The 19,286-nt window shown below is 68.4% G+C and carries 17 protein-coding genes and 1 tRNA gene; 1 reads left to right on the top strand and 17 read right to left on the bottom strand.

The features are described from left to right. Window positions 1–2,634, bottom strand: coding sequence for a DNA polymerase I (polA, locus tag ACQUSX_RS02240; protein ID WP_428905340.1), 2,634 nt, complete (start codon window positions 2,632–2,634; stop codon window positions 1–3). Window positions 2,635–2,695: 61 nt separating this feature from the next. On the opposite strand from polA, the gene ACQUSX_RS02235 reads away from it, so the two are divergent. Then, on the top strand, window positions 2,696–3,100 hold the full coding sequence (locus tag ACQUSX_RS02235; RefSeq protein ID WP_428907572.1) for a hotdog fold thioesterase: 405 nt from the start codon (window positions 2,696–2,698) through the stop codon (window positions 3,098–3,100). 60 nt (window positions 3,101–3,160) lie between these two features. Here the strand turns inward: ACQUSX_RS02235 and ACQUSX_RS02230 are convergent, their stop codons facing one another. The 16 genes from ACQUSX_RS02230 to rpe all read right to left on the bottom strand — a co-directional run bounded on the left by ACQUSX_RS02230 (window position 3,161) and on the right by rpe (window position 19,285). Beyond that, window positions 3,161–3,778 carry an ANTAR domain-containing response regulator gene (locus tag ACQUSX_RS02230; protein ID WP_428905339.1) on the bottom strand — a complete coding sequence of 206 codons (618 nt, stop codon included), beginning with the start codon at window positions 3,776–3,778 and terminating at the stop codon, window positions 3,161–3,163. Between the two features lie 24 nt (window positions 3,779–3,802). Next, window positions 3,803–3,885, bottom strand: a tRNA-Leu gene (locus ACQUSX_RS02225). Window positions 3,886–3,946: 61 nt separating this feature from the next. Beyond that, entirely contained in the window at window positions 3,947–5,395 is a 1,449-nt protein-coding gene (gene pyk / locus ACQUSX_RS02220) for a pyruvate kinase (protein ID WP_428905338.1), read from the bottom strand. Window positions 5,396–5,452: 57 nt separating this feature from the next. Next, a complete protein-coding gene (locus tag ACQUSX_RS02215; RefSeq protein ID WP_428905337.1) occupies window positions 5,453–6,919 on the bottom strand; it encodes a glutamate synthase subunit beta in 1,467 nt (488 codons plus the stop codon). Beyond that, window positions 6,912–11,432 (bottom strand): glutamate synthase large subunit, encoded by a 4,521-nt coding sequence (gltB, locus tag ACQUSX_RS02210; protein WP_428907571.1) that lies wholly within the window; start codon window positions 11,430–11,432, stop codon window positions 6,912–6,914. The genes ACQUSX_RS02215 and gltB overlap by 8 nt, the downstream gene beginning before the upstream one ends. A 186-nt stretch (window positions 11,433–11,618) precedes the next feature. Then, window positions 11,619–12,596 carry a prolipoprotein diacylglyceryl transferase gene (gene lgt, locus ACQUSX_RS02205; RefSeq protein WP_428905336.1) on the bottom strand — a complete coding sequence of 326 codons (978 nt, stop codon included), beginning with the start codon at window positions 12,594–12,596 and terminating at the stop codon, window positions 11,619–11,621. 10 nt (window positions 12,597–12,606) lie between these two features. Beyond that, the gene (gene trpA, locus ACQUSX_RS02200; protein ID WP_428905335.1) at window positions 12,607–13,398 is read right to left on the bottom strand and encodes a tryptophan synthase subunit alpha; all 792 of its coding nucleotides are present in this window, start codon (window positions 13,396–13,398) and stop codon (window positions 12,607–12,609) included. Beyond that, window positions 13,395–14,606: a tryptophan synthase subunit beta gene (trpB, locus tag ACQUSX_RS02195; RefSeq protein WP_428905334.1), complete on the bottom strand. Its 1,212-nt coding sequence runs from the start codon at window positions 14,604–14,606 to the stop codon at window positions 13,395–13,397. Before trpB ends, trpA begins: the two co-directional genes overlap by 4 nt. Further along, on the bottom strand, window positions 14,603–15,412 hold the full coding sequence (gene trpC, locus ACQUSX_RS02190) for an indole-3-glycerol phosphate synthase TrpC (protein WP_428905333.1): 810 nt from the start codon (window positions 15,410–15,412) through the stop codon (window positions 14,603–14,605). The genes trpB and trpC overlap by 4 nt, the downstream gene beginning before the upstream one ends. After that, on the bottom strand, window positions 15,412–15,642 hold the full coding sequence (locus ACQUSX_RS02185) for an HGxxPAAW family protein (RefSeq protein ID WP_428905332.1): 231 nt from the start codon (window positions 15,640–15,642) through the stop codon (window positions 15,412–15,414). The genes trpC and ACQUSX_RS02185 overlap by 1 nt, the downstream gene beginning before the upstream one ends. 34 nt (window positions 15,643–15,676) lie before the next feature. Continuing rightward, entirely contained in the window at window positions 15,677–16,270 is a 594-nt protein-coding gene (locus ACQUSX_RS02180; protein WP_428905331.1) for a Trp biosynthesis-associated membrane protein, read from the bottom strand. 1 nt (window position 16,271) lies between these two features. Further along, on the bottom strand, window positions 16,272–16,637 hold the full coding sequence (gene hisI / locus ACQUSX_RS02175) for a phosphoribosyl-AMP cyclohydrolase (protein WP_428905330.1): 366 nt from the start codon (window positions 16,635–16,637) through the stop codon (window positions 16,272–16,274). Then, window positions 16,634–17,464 (bottom strand): imidazole glycerol phosphate synthase subunit HisF, encoded by an 831-nt coding sequence (hisF, locus tag ACQUSX_RS02170; protein WP_428905329.1) that lies wholly within the window; start codon window positions 17,462–17,464, stop codon window positions 16,634–16,636. Before hisF ends, hisI begins: the two co-directional genes overlap by 4 nt. Beyond that, a complete protein-coding gene (gene hisG / locus ACQUSX_RS02165) occupies window positions 17,464–18,306 on the bottom strand; it encodes an ATP phosphoribosyltransferase (protein WP_428905328.1) in 843 nt (280 codons plus the stop codon). Before hisG ends, hisF begins: the two co-directional genes overlap by 1 nt. A gap of 38 nt (window positions 18,307–18,344) precedes the next feature. Further along, window positions 18,345–18,608, bottom strand: a complete 264-nt coding sequence (locus ACQUSX_RS02160) for a phosphoribosyl-ATP diphosphatase (RefSeq protein ID WP_428905327.1) — start codon at window positions 18,606–18,608, stop codon at window positions 18,345–18,347. Next, entirely contained in the window at window positions 18,605–19,285 is a 681-nt protein-coding gene (rpe, locus tag ACQUSX_RS02155; RefSeq protein ID WP_428905326.1) for a ribulose-phosphate 3-epimerase, read from the bottom strand. The genes ACQUSX_RS02160 and rpe overlap by 4 nt, the downstream gene beginning before the upstream one ends. Between the last annotated feature and the right edge of the window lies 1 nt (window position 19,286).

Raw genomic sequence — 19,286 nt, 5'->3', positions numbered from 1 at the left:
CTAGTGCGCAGCCTCGTTCCAGTCGCGCCCGGCGCCGACCTGCACATCCAGCGGCACCGAGAGCTGGGCGGCGCCGGCCATCTGCGTGCGCACGATCTGCTCCACGCGGTCCCACTCCCCCGGAGCGATCTCCACGACGAGTTCGTCGTGGATCTGCAGCAGAGCACGAGAGGCGAGTCCACTTCGGCGCAGGTCGGCATGGATGCGATTCAGCGCGATCTTCATGATGTCGGCCGCGCTGCCCTGGATGGGCGCGTTCAGTGCCGCTCGCTCGGCGTTCTCACGCAGCACCCGGTTCGGGCTGTTGAGGTCGGGGAACGGGCGACGCCGCCCGAAGATCGTCTCAGTGTAGCCGTCTTCCTTCGCCTTCAGCACCGACGCGCGCAGGTAGTCGCGCACCGCGCCGAAGCGGGCGAAGTACTCGGTCATCAGCTTCTTCGCCTCGGACTGCTCGATGCGCAGCTGCTTCGACAGGCCAAAAGCGCTGAGCCCGTAGACGAGGCCGTACGACATCGCTTTGACCTTCGTGCGCATCGCCGGGGTGACGTCCTCCGGGGCGACGCCGAACACCCGTGCGCCCACGAAGCGGTGCAGGTCCTCACCGGAGTTGAATGCCTCGACAAGGCCCTCGTCGCCGGACAGATGCGCCATGATGCGCATCTCGATCTGCGAGTAGTCGGCCGTCAGCAGGGTCTCGAAGCCTTCGCCGACTTCGAACGCGCTGCGGATGCGACGCGACTCCTCGGTGCGCACGGGGATGTTCTGCAGGTTCGGGTCGGTGCTCGACAGGCGCCCGGTCTGGCTTCCGGTCTGCACGTACGTGGTGTGGACGCGGTGGTCGGCCGCGATGGCTGCATCCAGCGATTCGATGATCTGCCGGAGCTTGGTCGCCTCACGGTGCTGCAGCAGCAGGGCGAGGAACGGGTGCGGGTTCGTCTCCTGCAGATCGGCCAGCACCGCGGCATCCGTCGAGTAACCCGTCTTGGTCTTGCGGGTCTTGGGCAACTGCAGGTCTTCGAACAGCACCTCCTGGAGCTGCTTCGGCGAGCCGAGGTTGAACTCGCGCCCCACCAGCGTGAACGCGTCGGCCGCCAGTGCGTCCGTGCGCGCCAGCAGCTCGCCGGAGAACGTCGAGAGCACGTCGTGCGACACGGCGACGCCGGCGATCTCCATGTCGGCGAGCACGAGCAGCGCCGGCAGTTCGATGTCGTCGAGGACGGATGCCACCGACTCGGGCATCTGCTCTCGGATCTCGGCTGCCGTGCGGAGAGTGAACCACGCCTCCTGGGACGGCGTGGCACCGTCGGTCTCGGGAACCAATTGGGTCGGATCGGCTTCCGGCAGCTTCTCATCCAGATACCGGCTCACCAGGTGCGCGAGCGTCTTGTCCGGGAAGCTGGGACGCATCAGCCAGCCGGCGAGGAGCGTGTCGCAGCTGAGGCCGCCGAGACGGATGCCCGCGCGCAGCAGCGCCTTCACCTGCGGCTTCGCGTCGTGGAGGACCTTCTCGGCATCCGACTCCAGCCACGTGCGCAGCGCACCTGCAGTCTCGTCCGTCCAGTCGCCCTCGCGCAACTCGGTCTCCCCCGCGATGCCGAACCGCGTGATCGTGCCTCCGGCGACGACGAGGTGGAGGGCGAGCTCGCCGGTCTGCGCCGCCAGCCACGTTGCGATCTCGGGCGCCGAGGCCTCGACCGCGTCCGGCACGGCCACTGCCGGCTCATCGTGCACCGGCTCATCACTCGCGCCCACGGCGTCGAAGACGCGCGGCAGCAACGTGCGGAACTCCAGGCGGGCGAAGATGTCTCGCACGGCCTGAGGGTCGATCGGCGCGACCACGAGATCGGCCGGCGTCACCGTGAGATCGACGTCGGTGAGCAGGCGGTTCAGCTTGCGGTTGCGGCGCACGGCTTCCATGTGCTCGCGGAGGTTGCCGCCCACGACGCCCTTGATCTCGTCGGCGCGATCGAGCAGCTCGTCGAGGCCGCCGAACTGCGTCAGCCACTTCACCGCGGTCTTCTCGCCCACTTTCGGCACGCCGGGCAGGTTGTCGCTGGTCTCGCCGACGAGGGCTGCGATGTCCGGGTACTGCTCGGGGCGCACGCCGTAGCGGTCCTGCACGGCGATCGGGTCATAGCGCTTGAGCTGGGAGACGCCCTGCACCGAGGGGTACAGCAGCGTCACCTCGTCGTTCACGAGCTGGATCGTGTCGCGGTCGCCGGAGACCAGCAGCACGTCGTACCCCTGTGCCGAACCCTGCACCGAGAGCGTGGCGAGGATGTCATCGGCCTCGACGCCCTCCTTGGTGAGCACAGGGATCGACATCGCGGCCAGGCAGTCCTGCAGCAGCGGGATCTGCCCCTTGAACTCGGAAGGCGTCTCAGACCGGGTCGCCTTGTACTCGGGGTACTCATCGGTGCGGAACGAATGCCGGGAGGTGTCGAACGCGATCGCGAGATGGGTCGGCTTCTCGGTCTTGATCAGGTTCACGAGCATCGACAGGAAGCCGTAGATGGCGTTCGTGTGCTGATTGTCCTTCGTCGTGAAGTTCTCCACCGGAAGTGCGAAGAATGCGCGATAGGCGAGGGAATGGCCGTCGACGACCATGAGGGTAGGCTTTGCGGAGTCCGTCACCCTGTCAGCCTAACGAGGACGACAGACACCCGCTTGAGGAGGATCAGTGACCGAGAACCAGATGACCGGACTGGAGTGGGCCACGCAGCGTGGCATGGGCGCCCTGGCCGAGAAGATGGGGATCGAGTTCACTGAATTCTCGATCGACCGCAGCGTCGCGACGATGCCCGTCGAGGGGAACACCCAGCCGGTCGGGCTGCTGCACGGCGGTGCATACGTGGTGCTCGGCGAGTCCCTCGGCTCGATGGCGGCGAACCTCGCAGCGGGCCCCGGAAAGCTCGCGGTCGGCATCGACATCAACGCCACGCACACCCGTTCGGCGACCTCCGGAGTGGTGACGGGCGTGTGCACGCCGATCCATCTCGGACGCAGCCTGAGCGTGCACGAGATCGTCGTCTCCGACGATCAGGGGCGCCGCTGCTCGACGATCCGCATCACCAACCTGATCAAGACCGTCGACGCCTGACGGAGGAATGCGAAGAGGCCCCGCCGATCGGCGGGGCCTCTTCGCATTGGAGAATTCGACTCACTTCTTCGGAGCGAGCTGCTCGATGATGGCCTTGGCGACATCCTGCATCGTGAGGCGACGGTCCATCGACGCCTTCTGGATCCAACGGAACGCCTCCGGCTCGCTGAGCCCCATCTTCTCGTTGAGCAGTCCCTTGGCGCGATCGACGAGCTTGCGGGTCTCGAAGCGCTCGACCATGTCGGCGACCTCGGCCTCGAGGGTGATGATCTGCTCGTGGCGCGCCAGGGCGATCTCGATCGCGGGCAGCAGGTCGTTCGGCGTGAAGGGCTTGACCACGTAGGCCAGTGCGCCGGCCTCGCTGGCGCGCTCGACGAGCTCCTTCTGGCTGAAGGCGGTCAGCAGCACGACGGGGGCGATGTTCGCCTTGTGCAGCTTCTCGGCGGCGCTGATGCCGTCGAGCTGCGGCATCTTGACGTCCATCACGACGAGGTCGGGGCGCAGTTCGGTCGCGAGCTGCACGGCCGTCTCGCCGTCACCCGCCTCACCGACGACATCGAAGCCGTTGTCGCGCAGGATCTCGACGATGTCGAGGCGGATCAGCGACTCATCCTCGGCGACGACGACGCGTCGCGGGGCGGATGGCGTGGGCTGCTCAGGCTGTTCTTGCTCGGTCACAGATGAAATCCTATCGGAGGTGAGTGCCGGCGGTGGGACTCGAACCCACACGCCCTTTCGGACAAAGCATTTTGAGTGCTCCGCGTCTGCCATTCCGCCACGCCGGCCCGGATCGACTTTAGCGCATGAGAAGGGGCGGAACCCGCAGGTCCCGCCCCTTCCGAATGCTCAGACCCCGGCTTTGTAGACGGGGGCCGCCCCGCCGACGGCGTCCCCGACCTTGTGGACGCGGATGTCGTTGGTGGAGCCGATGATCCCGGGAGGGGAACCGGAGATCACGACGACCCGATCGCCCTCCTGCGCAAGGTTCGTGCGCAGCAGGTACTCGTCGACCTGGCGGTACATCGAATCGGTGTGCTGCACGGTCTCGACCAGCGTCGAGCGGATTCCCCACGTCAGCGACATGCGACGTCGGATGCCCGGCTCGGGGGTGAACGCGAGCATCGGGATCCGCGAGCGAAGGCGCGACAGACGACGCGCCGAGTCGCCGGACTGCGTGAAAACGCAGAGGAACTTCGCCTCGACGAACTCGGCGACCTCGAGAGCGGCCAGCGTGATGGCGCCACCCTGCGTGCGCGGCTTCGTCGTCAGCGGCTGGATGCGCTCCAGGCCGTGCTCCTCGGTCGACTCGATGATGCGGGCCATGGTCTCGACGACCACGATCGGGTAGGCGCCGACGCTGGTCTCGCCCGAGAGCATGACCGCGTCCGCGCCATCCAGCACGGCGTTGGCGACGTCAGAGGTCTCGGCGCGCGTCGGCACCGGGCTCTCGATCATCGACTCGAGCATCTGAGTGGCGACGATGACCGGCTTCGCCATGCGGCGCGCGAGCTCCACGGCGCGCTTCTGCACGATCGGCACGGCCTCGAGCGGAAGCTCCACGCCGAGGTCCCCACGGGCGACCATGATGCCGTCGAAGGCGTCCACGATCTCTTCCAGGGCGTCCACCGCCTGCGGCTTCTCGATCTTGGCGATGACGGGGATGCGGACACCCTCTTCGGCCATGATCTCGTGCACGCGGTTGACGTCCTCCGCGTTGCGGACGAACGACAGGGCGATGACGTCTGCGCCGGTGCGCAGACCCCAGCGCAGGTCGTCCTCGTCCTTCTCGCTCAGCGCGGGAACGTTGACGGCGACGCCCGGCAGGTTGATGCCCTTGTTGTTCGACACGGCACCGGCGACGATGACCTTGGTGGTGACGACGGTGCCATCGGTCTCGACGACCTGGACACGCACCTTGCCGTCGTCGATCAGCAGGAAGTCACCAGGCTTCACGTCCTGCGGCAGACCCTTGAAGGTCGTGCCGCAGATCTCGCGGTTGCCGATGATGTCCTCGGTGGTGATCTTGAAGATGTCACCGACCGCGAGCTCGTAAGGGCCTGCCTCGAACTTGCCGAGGCGGATCTTCGGGCCCTGCAGGTCGACGAGCACCGCTACGGCGCGTCCCGCGTCGTCCGCGGCGCGGCGCACGTTCGCGTAGTTCGCGTCGTGCACGCTGTAATCGCCGTGGCTGAGGTTCAGCCTGGCGACGTCGACTCCGGCTTCGATCAGGGCACGGACGGTCTCATACGTCGAGGTGGCGGGTCCTAGGGTGGCGACGATCTTCGCGCGTCTCAAATCTTCTCCAGGGTCGGAAGGTGACAACAGAAAAATGGCGACGTTGCCGCGCTCAGCCTACGCGGGCTGCACGCTGAGTGCGACATCTGTTGCGGCCACGGGCGCCGGCAGCGCCGACGTGCCCACCAGATGGCGGTCGATGGCGGATGCCGCGGAGCGCCCCTCGGCGATGGCCCACACGATCAGGGACTGGCCGCGACCGGCATCCCCGGCGACGTACACGCCCGGCAGGGCGGTCGCGTAGTCGTCGTCCCGGCGCAGCGTGCCGCGCTCGGTCACCGGCAGAGCCGTGTCGCCGTCGAACGAGTGGGTCTCGGGGCCGGTGAATCCCATCGCGATCAGCACGAGATCGGCAGGGATCTCGCGCTCGGTGCCGCTCTTGGGGACGCGACGTCCGTCGACGAACTCGGTCTCGGCGACGCGCACGGCGCGCACCTCCCCGGCGGCGTCCGAGAGGAATTCGACGGTGGATGCCAGGTACGAGCGCTCCCCGCCCTCTTCGTGGGCGGACTGGACCTCGAACAGCGTCGGCTGCGTCGGCCACGGCTGATGGTCGGCGCGCTCCGTGCCGGGCCGGCGTCCGATGGCGAGGTTCGTGACGCTCAGCGCGCCCTGCCGGTGCGCCGTGCCGATGCAGTCCGCGCCGGTGTCGCCACCGCCGATCACGACGACATGCTTGCCGGCAGCGGTGATCTGGTTGGCGACGTCGTCGCCCGCCGTCGCGTGGTTGGACTCGACGAGGTACTCCATCGCGAAGTGGATGCCATCGAGGTCGCGCCCCAGGATCGGCAGGTCGCGCGGCACCGTCGCGCCGGTCGCCAGCAGCACGGCGTCGTATCGCGCGCGCAGGTCGTCCCATGAGATCTGGACGCCGATCTCGACGCCGGCGCGGAAGCGGGTGCCCTCCTCCTGCATCTGTCGGAGGCGCGTCTCGAGGTGGCGCTTCTCCATCTTGAAGTCCGGAATGCCGTAGCGCAGCAGCCCGCCGATGCGGTCGTCGCGCTCGTAGACCACGACGGTGTGCCCGGCGCGTGTCAGCTGCTGGGCGGCGGCCAGCCCCGCGGGGCCCGAGCCGACCACCGCGACCGTCTTGCCCGTGAGCCGCTGAGGCGGCTGCGGATCGACCCAGCCGCGAGCGAACGCCTCATCGATGATGGAGACTTCGACCTGCTTGATGGTGACTGCGGGCTGGTTGATGCCGAGCACACACGAGCTCTCGCACGGAGCGGGGCACAGCCGCCCCGTGAACTCCGGGAAGTTGTTCGTGGCGTGCAGCCGCTCGATCGCCGCACGCCCCTCCTCGCGCCACGTCAGGTCGTTCCACTCGGGGATCAGATTGCCCAGCGGGCACCCGGAATGGCAGAACGGCACGCCGCAGTCCATGCAGCGTCCGGCCTGGCGCTTGAGCACCGCGCGATCGCCGGGCTCGTAGACCTCTTTCCAGTCCATGATGCGCACCGGCACCGGACGGCGAGCGGGAAGCTCGCGCTCCGTCGTCTTCAGAAAGCCTTTGGGGTCAGCCACCGGTCACCTCCAGGATCCGGTTCCAGATGACGTCGCCGTCGGGATCGACTCCCTCGGCCAGCGCCTCCTGTCGCATGGTCTGCACGGCCGCGAAGTCACGCGGCAGCACCTTGATGAATTCGGCCTGGGCGACGTCGAAATCGGCCAGGATCTCGGATGCCAGTGGTGAGCCGGTGCTGTCGATGTGTTCGGACAGCAGCGCCCGCAGCACTTCCACGTCCGCACGGTCCAGCGGTTCGAGACGCAGCTCACCGGAGGAGAGCCCCTCGGTGTTCACCTGCGCGGGACGGAGCCGGCGGACGTAGGCGACGCCACCGGACATCCCGGCGCCGAGGTTGCGTCCCGTGTCGCCGAGGATCACTGCCACCCCTCCGGTCATGTACTCCAGCGCATGGTCGCCGACGCCTTCCACCACGGCGGTGGCTCCGGAGTTGCGCACGAGGAACCGCTCCCCCACGACGCCCGAGATGAACATCGTCCCGCTCGTCGCCCCATAGCCGATGACGTTGCCGGCGATCACATTCTGGTGCGGAGCGAACGTGGCCTGTCGCGACGGCCGGATCGTGATGTCGCCTCCGGAGAGGCCCTTGCCGACGTAGTCGTTGGCGTCTCCCTCGAGGCGGAGCACGATGCCGGACGGCAGGAAGGCGCCAAGCGACTGCCCGGCCGTGCCGTGCAGCGTGACATCGATCGTTCCTCGAGGCAGCCCGTGCGCGCCGTGACGTGCGGTCAGGTGGTGCCCGAGCATGGTGCCCACGGCGCGCTCGGTGTTGCGGATGGGCAGCTCGAGCACGACCGGATCGCCGGTGTCGAGTGCAGACGCGGTGTGGGCCAGCAGGCTCGCGTCGAAATGCTTCTCCAGCTCGTGATCCTGAGAGCGGCCGCTGCGACGCGGCTCGCTGGCCGGGAACGCGGGGCCCGCCAGGATCGGCGAGACGTCGAGACCTTCGCTCTTCCAGTGCCGTACGGCCTCGTCAGTGCGCAGCAGATCGGTGCGGCCGATGATCTCATCGAGCGAGCGGAAGCCGAGCTCGGCGAGCAGTTCGCGCACCTCCTCCGCGATGAACTCCATGAAGTTCACGACGAACTCGGGCTTTCCGGTGAATCGCTCCCGGAGCACCGGGTTCTGCGTCGCGACGCCCACCGGGCACGTGTCCAGGTGGCACACGCGCATCATGATGCATCCGCTGACCACGAGCGGCGCGGTCGCGAAGCCGAACTCCTCCGCACCCAGCAGGGCGCCGATGATGACGTCCCGGCCGGTCTTCAGCTGACCGTCCACCTGCACCACCACCCGGTCGCGCATGCCGTTGAGCATGAGGGTCTGCTGCGTCTCGGCCAGGCCCAGCTCCCACGGGGTGCCGGCGTGCTTCAGCGAGTTCAGCGGGCTCGCGCCGGTGCCGCCGTCATGGCCGGACACCAGCACGACATCGCTGAGCGCCTTGGCGACACCGGCCGCCACTGCGCCGATGCCGGACTGGCTGACGAGCTTGGTGTGGATCCGGGCGCGCGGGTTCGCGCGCTTGAGATCGAAGATGAGCTGCTTGAGGTCTTCGATCGAGTAGATGTCGTGGTGCGGCGGCGGTGAGATCAGCCCGACACCCGGGGTCGCGTGCCGCGTGCGCGCCACCCACGGGTAGACCTTCTGCGGGGGCAGCTGACCGCCCTCACCGGGCTTGGCGCCCTGCGCGAGCTTGATCTGCAGGTCATCCGCTTCGGTGAGGTACTGACTGGTCACGCCGAAACGCCCCGATGCGACCTGCTTGATCGCGCTGCGCCTCTCGGGGTCGATGAGACGGCCGGGGTCCTCCCCGCCCTCTCCGGTGTTCGACTTCGCACCGAGGCGGTTCATCGCGATCGCGAGGGTCTCGTGGGCCTCCTGGGAGATCGACCCGTAGCTCATCGCTCCGGTGGAGAATCGCTTCACGATCGCGCTGACCGGCTCGATCTCGTCGATCGGCACGGGCGGCCGTTCACCCGTGCGCAGCGCGAACAGGCCGCGGAGCGTCTTCAGCTCCCGCGCCTGATCGTCGATGAGCCGGGTGTACTCCCGGAAGATGTCGTAGCGGCGCGTGCGGGTGGAGTGCTGCAGACGGAACACCGTGTCCGGGTTGAACAGGTGCGGTGAGCCGTCGCGGCGCCACTGGTACTCGCCACCGGTCCAGAGGCGCTCGTGCGCGCGTGCAGCGCCGTCCTCCGGGTAGGCGAAGTCGTGGCGGGCCTGGTTCTCGGCGAAGACCTCGCCGATGCCGATGCCGCCGAGCTTCGTCTCCGTGCCGGTGAAGTACGCGTCGACGAACTCCTGACTGAGGCCGATCGCCTCGAACACCTGTGCACCCGCGTAGGACGAGACAGTCGAGATCCCCATCTTCGACATGATCTTGAGCACCCCCTTCCCGAGCGCGTAGATCAGGTTGCGGACCGCCTTCTCGGGGGTGATCCCGGTGATGAAGCCAGTGCGCACGAGGTGCTCGACGCTCTCCATCGCGAGGTACGGGTTGACGGCGGATGCGCCGTAGCCGATGAGGGTCGCGACGTGGTGGACCTCTCTGACGTCGCCGGCTTCGACGACGAGACCGACCTTCATGCGGTTCTCGCGGCGGATCAGATGATGATGCACGGCCGAGACCATCAGCAGCGACGGGATGGGAACGAGATCCTTGTTGGAGTCGCGGTCCGAGAGGATGAGCAGTTCGGCGCCGCGCTCGATGGCGGCATCCGCTTCGGCGCACATCTCGGCGAGGCGCTCCTGCATCGTGTGCTCACCTGCGTCGAAGTGGTACAGACCGCGGATCGTCGCGCTGGAGTGGCCAGGAAGGGCCTTCTCGATGTGGCGGATCTTCGCGAGTTCATCGTTGTCGATCACCGGGAAGTCGAGTGTGACCGTGCGCGCGTGATCGGGCCCCCAGCTGAGGAGGTTGCGTTCCGGGCCGAGCCCGAGCCGCAGGCTGGTGACGACCTCTTCGCGGATGGCGTCCAGCGGCGGGTTGGTCACCTGGGCGAACTGCTGCACGAAGTAGTCGAACAGCAGCCGGGGGCGTTCGCTGAGCACGGCGATGGGTGTGTCGCTTCCCATAGCGCCGAGCGGTTCGGCGCCGTTCTGCCCCATCGGGGTCAGGAGGATGCGCACCTCCTCCTCGGTGTAGCCGAAGGTGCGCTGGCGGCGGGTGATGGATGCTGCCGGATGCACGATGTGCTCGCGCTCTGGAAGGTCGGCGAGGCGCACAGCGCCCTCGTCCAGCCATTCGCGCCAGGGGTGCATCGCGGCGAGATCGCGCTTGATCTCCTCGTCTTCGATGATCCGGCCCTGGGCGGTGTCGACGAGGAACATTCGGCCGGGCTGGAGCCTGCCGCGCCGCTTGATGCGCTCGGGCGCGAACTCGAGGACTCCGGTCTCGCTGCCGATCACGACCAGTCCGTCGGTGGTCTCGGTCCAGCGGCCGGGGCGGAGGCCGTTGCGATCGAGGGTGGCGCCGACCTGCGTGCCGTCGGTGAAGATCAAGGCGGCGGGGCCGTCCCACGGCTCCATCTGGTTCGAGTGGTACTCGTAGAACGCCCTAAGGTCCGGCTCGATGTCGGTCTGCTTCTCCCAGGCCTCCGGCACCATCATCATGACGGCGTGCGGCAGGCTGCGACCGGTGAGGGTGAGCAGCTCGAGCACCTCGTCGAACGAGGCGGAGTCGCTGGCGCCGACGGTGCAGATCGGCAGCAGGGGGCGCATGTCGCCGAGCAGTTCGGACTCGAGCTGAGACTGGCGGGCGCGCATCCAGTTGCGGTTTCCGCCCACGGTGTTGATCTCGCCGTTGTGGGCGAGCATCCGCAGAGGCTGTGCCAGCGGCCACGACGGGAACGTGTTCGTCGAATACCGGGAGTGGACGACGGCCAGCTCGGAGGCGAAGCGCTCGTCCTGCAGATCCGGGTAGAACGGCTCGAGCTGCAGGGTGGTGACCATGCCCTTGTACCCGAGGGTGCGGCAGGACAGCGACACGAAGTAGGCGTCGAGCTCATGGCCTGCGCGCTTGCGCAGGCGGTAGGCGATCCGGTCGAGTGCGAGGCCGGATGCTCCGCCGTGGCCGCCCGCGGCGGGAAGCGAGACGAAGAGCTGCTCGAAGGCCGGGCGAGCCTCGTCGGCGAGCTTGCCGAGGTTCTCGTTGGCGGTCGGGACCGTGCGCCATCCGAGCACGGCGAGGCCCTCTTCAGCGGCGATGCGCTCGATGCCGGCCTTCTGCTCGCGGCGGGCACTCGACTCACGCGGGAGGAATGCCAGGCCTGCGGCGTACTCGCCGGCCGGGGGAAGCTCGAAGGAGGTGACCGCTCGGAGGAACGCGTCCGGCATCTGGGTGAGGATGCCGGCGCCATCTCCGGTGCCGGCGTCAGAGCCGATCGCACCGCGGTGCTCCAGGTTGCGCAGCGCTTCCAGCGCCAGCGCGATGATGTCGTGGCCGGGTTCCCCGCGGAGCGTTGCGACCATGGCCAGGCCGCAGGCATCCTTCTCGTGGGCGGGGTTGTACATCCCCTGCTTCGGGGGGTAGGCGCCGGAGGCGCCGTAGGGAGGCTGGAAGTACACCAGTCACCGTCCTCAGTTCTCAGTGAACCCGGGGACGTCTTCGGCCCGCTCGTTCAGTGCGATTTCTCGCTCGAAGAGGAGACTCCGGCGGAGGCTCCCCGCTGACGGGAGCTGTGCTTGTGGCGCTGGCTCCTAGACGACTTCGGCTGTCGACGGAGGCTCGCTCACGTCGACGAAGTCGGAGGGATTGTCCTGCGATTCTACATCCGCGGTGGCGGGCTGCCGACCGGGGACGTACGCGGACGTCTCGACGCCGGGGTGCCGTCGGGTCTGGACGATCATGATGACGAGGCCGACGACGACGCCGATGATGGCCGCCCACACGTTGCTGCGCAGGCCCAGGATGATCTCGCTCGGGTCGATCCGGATGGACTCCCAGACGATGCGTCCTGCGCTGTACCAGATCAGGTACAGGGCGAACAGCTTGCCCCACTGCAGGCGCAGCTTGGAACCGGCCCAGAGCAGCGCGATCACGCCGAGGCCGTTCCACAGCACCTCGTACAGGAACGTGGGGTGGAACAGCGTGCCCTCGGCCAGCCCAGGGGGGAAGGCCGGGTTCGTCGACTCGATCTCGAGTCCCCACGGCACATCGGTGGGGAGGCCGAACAGCTCGTGGTTGAACCAGTTGCCGAAGCGGCCCATGGCCTGCGCGAGCAGCAGTCCCGGCGCCAGTGCGTCGGCGAAGGTCCAGAACCGGATGCCGGTCCACCGGCATCCGATCCAGGCGCCGACGGCGCCGCCGAGCAGCGCTCCGAAGATGGCGATGCCGCCCTCCCAGATCGCCCACACCGAGCCGTACTCGAACGGGTTCCAGGTGTTCTTGTCGGGGCCGAAGTAGAAGTCCGGGTGGGTCAGCACGTGAAAGACGCGCGCTCCGACGATGCCCAGCACCACGGCGGGGATCGAGATGTCGACCACGACCCACTTCTCCGCACCCCGCTTCGTGAGGCGGTGGTTCGTCAGGAGCACTGCGGCGATGATGCCTGCGATGATGCACAGCGCGTAGAAGTGGATGGTCGGTCCGCCCGGCCACAGCGGGAAGGTGCTGACCTCGGGGCTCGGAATGCTTGCGGGCACGGCCGAGAGAGTGCTGAAGGGCGCGAAGTGCATGAGAACGATCCTAGTATCGCGTCGTCGGCGTGCCGCCGGCGAGTGCTCTGGTGGTTTCTGCGAGGGCGTCGAGTCCGCCGTCACGCAGTGCCTTGACGAGTGCTGTTCCGACGATGGCGCCGTCGGCGTACTCGGTCACACCGGCGATCTGCGCGGCGTTGGAGATTCCGATGCCGACGCACGCGAGCGTCTCGCCGCGTGCGCGCATGCGCTCGACGAGCGTGCGGGCGGCGCGATCGAGAGCGGCGCGCTCCCCCGTGATGCCCATCGTCGAGACGGTGTACACGAAGCCGGTCGAGGAGGAGATCACGAGGTCGAGACGCTCGTCACTCGAGGTCGGCGCCGCAAGGAAGATCCGGTCGAGACCGGTGCGCGTGCTCGCCGCGATCCACTCCTCGGCAGCCTCGGGGGTGATGTCGGGCGTGATGAGACCGGCGCCGCCGGCGGCGAGCAGGTCGTCCGCGTAGCGGTCGACTCCGTACTGCATCACGGGGTTCCAGTACGTCATGACGACGACAGGGACGTCGGTCTCGGCGGTGATCGCCTTCACCGCCGTGAACAGGTCCCGCATCCGGAATCCATTCGCCAGCGCGTGCTGTGTCGCCTGCTGGATGACCTCGCCGTCCATCACCGGGTCGGAGTACGGCGGGCCGAGCTCGATGACGTCGACGCCGTTGCGGGCGAGCGTGAGCGCTGCCTGGATGCTGGTGTCGAGGTCGGGGTAGCCGACCGGCAGGTAGCCGACGAACGCGCCGCGACCGGCCGCATGCGCCTTGCGGATGGCCTCCGCCACGCGGCTCATCGTGCCTCGTTCTGTTCGTCGTACAGCTCGAAGTACCGCGCTGCGGTGTCCATGTCCTTGTCGCCGCGGCCCGAGAGGCACACGGCGATGAGGCCGTCAGTGCCGAGCTCGCGGCCGAGGCGCAGAGCGCCGGCAAGTGCGTGCGCGGATTCGATCGCGGGGATGATGCCCTCGGTGCGACTCAGCAGGCGCAGCGCCTGCATGGCCTCGTCGTCGGTGGCCGGAATGTACTCGGCACGCCCGATGGTGCTCAGCCAGGAGTGCTCGGGGCCGACGCCGGGGTAGTCGAGACCCGCGGAGATCGAGTGCGACTCGATGGTCTGGCCGTCCTCGTCCTGCAGCACGTAGGTCTTTGCGCCGTGCAGAACTCCGGGACGACCGCGGCCGATGGACGCCGCATGGCGTGGTGTGTCGACGCCGTCGCCTGCCGCTTCGACGCCGTAGAGCTTGACGCCCTCATCGTCGAGGAAGGCGTCGAACATCCCGATGGCGTTCGATCCCCCGCCGACGCAGGCGACGACGGCATCCGGAAGACGACCCGCCTCGGCGATCAGCTGCTCGCGCGCCTCTTCGCCGATGATCTTCTGGAAGTCGCGCACCATCGCAGGGAACGGGTGCGGACCCGCCGCGGTGCCGAAGATGTAATTGGTCGTCTCGACGCTGGCGACCCAGTCGCGGTAGGCGTCGTTGATGGCATCCTTCAGGGTGCGCGATCCGGTCTTCACAGGCACGACCTCCGCGCCGAGCAGCCGCATCCGTGCGACGTTCAGCGCCTGGCGCTCGGTGTCGACTTCGCCCATGTAGATCGTGCAGTCCAGGCCGAACAGCGCTGCCGCCGTCGCGGTGGCGACACCGTGCTGGCCGGCGCCGGTCTCGGCGATCACCCGCGTCTTGCCCAGTCGCGTGGTCAGCAGCGCCTGGCCGAGCACGTTGTTGATCTTGTGCGAGCCGGTGTGGTTGAGATCCTCGCGCTTGAGGAACACCCGGGCTCCCCCGGCGTGCTCCGCGAAGCGGGGCACCTCGGTGATCGGCGAGGGACGACCCGCGTAGGAATGCAGCAGGCTCGCCAGTTCCGCGCGAAACGCCGGGTCGGCAATCGCATCCTCGTACGCGGCGGTGAGCTCATCGATAGCGGCGATGAGGGACTCCGGCATGTAGCGTCCGCCGAAATCGCCGAAGAACGGGCCGTGCTGGTCGCGCAGACTCACCGGTGCACCTCCCGGGTGTGGTTCGGAATGTCGCCGGCAGCGAGGAACGAGCCGAGTGTCGCCACGGCGTCGCCGGTGACGAGTGCCTCGCCGATCAGCACGACGTCCGCCCCGGCCTCGCGGTATCGCGTGACGTCGGCGGGCTCGAGCACCGCCGACTCGGCGACCTTGACCGCGGATGCCGGGATGCGGTCCGACAGACGCGCGAACAGATCGCGATCGAGCTCGAGCGTGTGCAGGTTGCGGGCGTTGACGCCGATCAGGCTCGCACCGAGGTCGATCGCGACTTCGAGCTCTTCGGCGGAGTGGGTCTCGACCAGCGGCGTCATGCCGAGCTCGAGGATGAGAGCGTGCAGCTCGGCGAGCACCGCGGGCTCGAGCCCGGCGACGATCAGCAGCGCCAGATCGGCGCCTGCGGCGCGGGCCTCGAACACCTGGTACGGCGTCGCGATGAAGTCCTTGCGCAGCGCAGGGAGCTCGACGCTCGCCGTGACGGCTTCGAGATCGGCGAGGCTTCCGCCGAATCGCCGCTCCTCGGTGAGCACGCTGATCGCCGACGCTCCGCCCCGCTCGTACAGCGATGCCTGCAGTGCGGGATCGGGGATGTCTGCCAGTGTGCCGCGCGAGGGGCTGGCGCGCTTGACCTCGGCGATGATCTTGACGCGGTCGGCGGGCGCCAGCGCCGCGAGGGCGTCCCGTGCCGCCGGGCGCTCGGATGCCTCACGCTCGACGACGGAGAGCGGTCGCGACAGTGCGCGTCGTTCCGCGTCCTGCACCGCGCCGGCCGTCAGGTCGGCGAGGACCATCAGTGCGCCTTCGGTGCGTACTTCGGGCCCTTCACTCCCCAGCCCGCCTTCGCCATCGCCCAGCCGACGATCAGTCCGGCCAGGACGATGCCGGCGCAGATCCAGACAGCGACCGGCATCTCGAGCGCGAAGAAGACGGTTCCGGCGGCGAAGCCGAGCAGCATGATCACAACGGCCGTCCACGCAGCAGGCGAGTGTCCGTGTCCGGGGTCGGCGATCGGGTTGGTCATGTTCTCCTCCGGGAGGCTAGGCGATGAGATCAGTCTATCGGGCAGAGTCTGTCGGGTCGGTGCCGTGGGACAGCTCGTCCCACGAATCGACTGCATCCAGGGGGCCGGTCTCATGATGCTGCGCCTCGGAAGACGAGCGGTAGCGACGACCGCCGGACTTCCATGAGCGCGCGGTGGCGAGTACGAAGACGGATGCCACCAGCAGCACCGCCCAGGCCGCCAGGGCGACCGCCGGCCAGGCGGTGGGGACGATCGCGTCGACGATGTCGTAGAGCGCAGCATCCCCGGTCAGTCCGGTCGCCTCAGCCACAGCCTTCGCCGCCGCGCTCAGCGGCGGGCCGAAGAGCAGCGTGGTCGTGCCCATGATCAGCACGATCGCGCCGCCTGCCGCGAGCAGCCCGAAGATGTACCGCAGCATGACTCCGGCGATGGAGAGGGCGGCCCCGAGCGCCAGCACGGCCAGCGAGAGCGGCGCGAGCAGCGTCAGGGCGTCGGCGCCGGCGATGAGGAGCGGCTCTGCGGCATCCGACCTCTCGACGACGAGCCAGGTCTGCGTCGATGAGATGATGCCGATGGCACCCGCGAGCAGAAATCCCAGCACCGCCATCATGCGCGCGCGACGCAGCATGTCACTCCCCTTCCCCGGCACGGAACGAGAGCTCGCGCCCGTCGAAGCAGGTCCGGGTGCCGGTGTGGCACGCAGCGCCGTGCTGGTCGACCGCGAGCAGGATCGTGTCACCGTCGCAGTCGACCGCGACCCCGTGCACCCGCTGCGTGTTCCCGGAGGTGTCGCCCTTGCGCCAGTACTCCCGGCGTGAGCGCGACCAGTACACCGCGCGACCACCGGTGAGCGTGCGCCGCAGCGCCTCGGCGTCCATCCATGCGAGCATCAGAACCTCGCGGCTGTCGTGCTGCTGCACGATCACCGGAGCCAGGCCGGCGTCGTTCCAGACGACCCGCGCGATCTGCGCTTCGATGTCCGCGTCGGATGTCATGAGTTCGGACCGCCCTGGCCTCTTGCGCCGAGCCCGTCGTTCACCCCGCGGCGGACACTCACACCGTGTCGCACGACGACGCCGGCGGCGTCCAGCGCGTCCTTCACGTCGCCGACGGTCAGCTGCCCGCTGTGGAACACGCTCGCAGCGAGCACAGCGTCAGCCCCCGCCGCGATGGCCGGGGCGAAGTGCTCGACGGTGCCCGCGCCGCCTGAGGCGATCACCGGCACCGATGACACCTCGCGCATGAGCCGCACCAGTTCCAGGTCGAAGCCGTCCTTGGTGCCGTCCGCGTCGATGGAGTTCACGAGAAGCTCGCCTGCGCCGCGCTCGATGGCCTCGCGCGCCCAGTCGAGCGCATCGAGGGTCGTCTCGGTGCGTCCGCCGTGCGTGGTGATGGCGTATCCGGAGCGCGTGCCCGTGCCGCCCTTCACATCCAGCGACAGCACCAACACCTGAGCACCGAAGCGGTCGGCGATCTCGCCGATCAGATCCGGGCGGGCGATCGCGGCGGAATTGACGCCGACTTTGTCCGCGCCCACCCCCAGCAGCCGGGCGACGTCCTCGACATCGCGCACTCCCCCGCCGACGGTGAGCGGGACGAACACCTGCTCGGCAGTGCGCTGCACCACGTCGTACGTCGTCGATCGGGCATCCACCGTCGCCGTGACGTCGAGGAAGGTGATCTCGTCGGCTCCCTGCGCGGCGTAGTGCGCCGCGAGCTCGACCGGATCTCCCATGTCGCGCAGATCCCGGAAGTTCACGCCCTTCACCACACGACCGGCGGCGACATCGAGGCACGGGATCACACGTGCGGCAAGAGTCATCAGAGCCTCGCAGCGTGGATCGCGGTGACCAGGATCGCCCGTGCGCCGAGCGCGTACAGGTCGTCCATCACCTGGTTCATGCCCTTGCGCGGGATCATGACGCGCACGGCGACCCAGTCCGCATCGCGCAGCGGTGAGATCGTCGGGGATTCCCGCCCGCCGGCGATGGCCACGGCCTGGTCGACGAGGTGGGCCGGCAGGTCGTAGTCCAGCAGCACGTACTGCCGCGCGACCATGACACCGCGCAGGCGCCGCAGCAGGCGCGAGGTGCCAGGAGCGTCGCCGGGCCGGCTGATGAGCACGGCCTCGGATTCGATGATCACCGGGCCGAAGATCTCGAGCCCCGCCTGGCGGAGCGTGGTGCCGGTCTCCACGACGTCCGCGATCACATCGGCGACGCCGAGCCGCACGGCCGATTCGACCGCGCCGTCGAGCGGCACGAGTTCGGCCTGGACGCCGTGCTCTCGCAGGAAGTCGTCGACCAGCCCGGGGTAGGCCGAGGCGACGCGCACGCCCGCGAGGTCTTCGATGGACTCGAAGCGCCCTGCCGGCGCGGCGAAGCGGAACGTCGATCGGGCGAAGCCCAGCTGCTCGATCTCGCGAGCATCGTCCTGACGCACGTCGATCAGCAGGTCGCGTCCGGTGATCCCGACGTCGAGAGCGCCGGATGCCACGTACGTCGCGATGTCGCGCGGACGGAGGTAGAAGAATTCGACGTCGCTGTCGGCGTCGACCACGTGCAGCGTCTTGGGGTCGCGGCGGCCGACATATCCCGCCTCGGCGAGCATCTCGGCGGCGGTCTCGGAGAGCGAGCCCTTGTTGGGAACGGCAATGCGGAGCATGGATGTCCTTCTGATCGAACGGTCTGGTGGGGACGCGCTCACAGATGTCGGTAGACGTCCTCCAGGCTCAGCCCCTTCGCGAGCATCATGACCTGCAGGTGGTAGAGCAGCTGCGAGATCTCCTCAGCCGCGTTCTCGCTCGATTCGTACTCGGCGGCCATCCACACCTCGGCGGCCTCTTCGACGATCTTCTTGCCGATCGCGTGCACGCCGCGATCCAGCTGTGCGACGGTGCCCGATCCCTCGGGACGGGTCTGCGCCGTCTCGCTGAGCTCGGCGAACAGTTCGTCGAAAGTCTTCACAGCTCAAGGCTAGCCGCTCGCGCACGCTCCCGGAGACCAGTGACGGCGGCTGTGACGTCCTCTGCGCCGTATACGGCAGAGCCCGCGACGAACGTGTCTGCTCCCGCTTCCGCGGCCTGCGCGATCGTGGCGTCTGAGATGCCGCCGTCGACCTGCAGCCACACGTCCGAGCCGCGACGCCGCGCCTCGTCGTGCAGCGCGCGCAGCTTCGGCATGGTCTCGGGCATGAATCCCTGGCCGCCGAATCCGGGCTCGACCGTCATCACCAGGATCTGGTCGAACTCGTCGAGGATGTCGTACAGTGCGTCAGCGGCGGTGCCCGGCTTGATCGCGATGCCGGCACGAGCGCCGATCTCGCGCAGCCTGCGCGCGAGGGCGACGGGGTCGTGTGCCGCCTCGAGGTGGAACGTGACGCTGGCGGCACCGAGTTCGGCGTAGCCGGGCGCCCAGCGGTCGGGGTCGGTGATCATCAGGTGCACATCCAGCGGGATGGGGCTGGTGGCCTGGATCCGCTCGACCATCTGCGGACCGAATGTGAGATTCGGCACGAAGTGGTTGTCCATCACGTCGACGTGCGCGAAATCCGCCGCGGCGATGCGGGCGAGCTCGGACTGCATGTTCGCGAAGTCCGCGGCGAGGATGCTGGGGTTGATGCGCGGGGCGCTGGGCGGGTTCATG

It is taken from the genome of Microbacterium alcoholitolerans (assembly GCF_050408615.1).
GTDB lineage: Bacteria > Actinomycetota > Actinomycetes > Actinomycetales > Microbacteriaceae > Microbacterium.
The sequence above is the reverse complement of the archived record's forward strand: the minus strand, read 5'-3'. Positions and strand labels throughout refer to the sequence as shown.

Excerpts from the sequence above, each read along its gene's own strand:
- ACQUSX_RS02235 (WP_428907572.1), top strand. The coding sequence starts at position 2,696 with ATGACCGGACTGGAGTGGGCCACGCAGCGTGGCATGGGCGCCCTGGCC.
- hisF (WP_428905329.1), bottom strand. The coding sequence starts at position 17,464 with ATGACTCTTGCCGCACGTGTGATCCCGTGCCTCGATGTCGCCGCCGGT.
- gltB (WP_428907571.1), bottom strand. The coding sequence starts at position 11,432 with ATGTACAACCCCGCCCACGAGAAGGATGCCTGCGGCCTGGCCATGGTC.
- lgt (WP_428905336.1), bottom strand. The coding sequence starts at position 12,596 with ATGCACTTCGCGCCCTTCAGCACTCTCTCGGCCGTGCCCGCAAGCATT.
- hisG (WP_428905328.1), bottom strand. The coding sequence starts at position 18,306 with ATGCTCCGCATTGCCGTTCCCAACAAGGGCTCGCTCTCCGAGACCGCC.
- ACQUSX_RS02185 (WP_428905332.1), bottom strand. The coding sequence starts at position 15,642 with ATGACCAACCCGATCGCCGACCCCGGACACGGACACTCGCCTGCTGCG.
- hisI (WP_428905330.1), bottom strand. The coding sequence starts at position 16,637 with ATGACATCCGACGCGGACATCGAAGCGCAGATCGCGCGGGTCGTCTGG.
- ACQUSX_RS02180 (WP_428905331.1), bottom strand. The coding sequence starts at position 16,270 with ATGCTGCGTCGCGCGCGCATGATGGCGGTGCTGGGATTTCTGCTCGCG.
- trpA (WP_428905335.1), bottom strand. The coding sequence starts at position 13,398 with ATGAGCCGCGTGGCGGAGGCCATCCGCAAGGCGCATGCGGCCGGTCGC.
- trpC (WP_428905333.1), bottom strand. The coding sequence starts at position 15,412 with ATGGTCCTCGCCGACCTGACGGCCGGCGCGGTGCAGGACGCGGAACGA.
- rpe (WP_428905326.1), bottom strand. The coding sequence starts at position 19,285 with ATGAACCCGCCCAGCGCCCCGCGCATCAACCCCAGCATCCTCGCCGCG.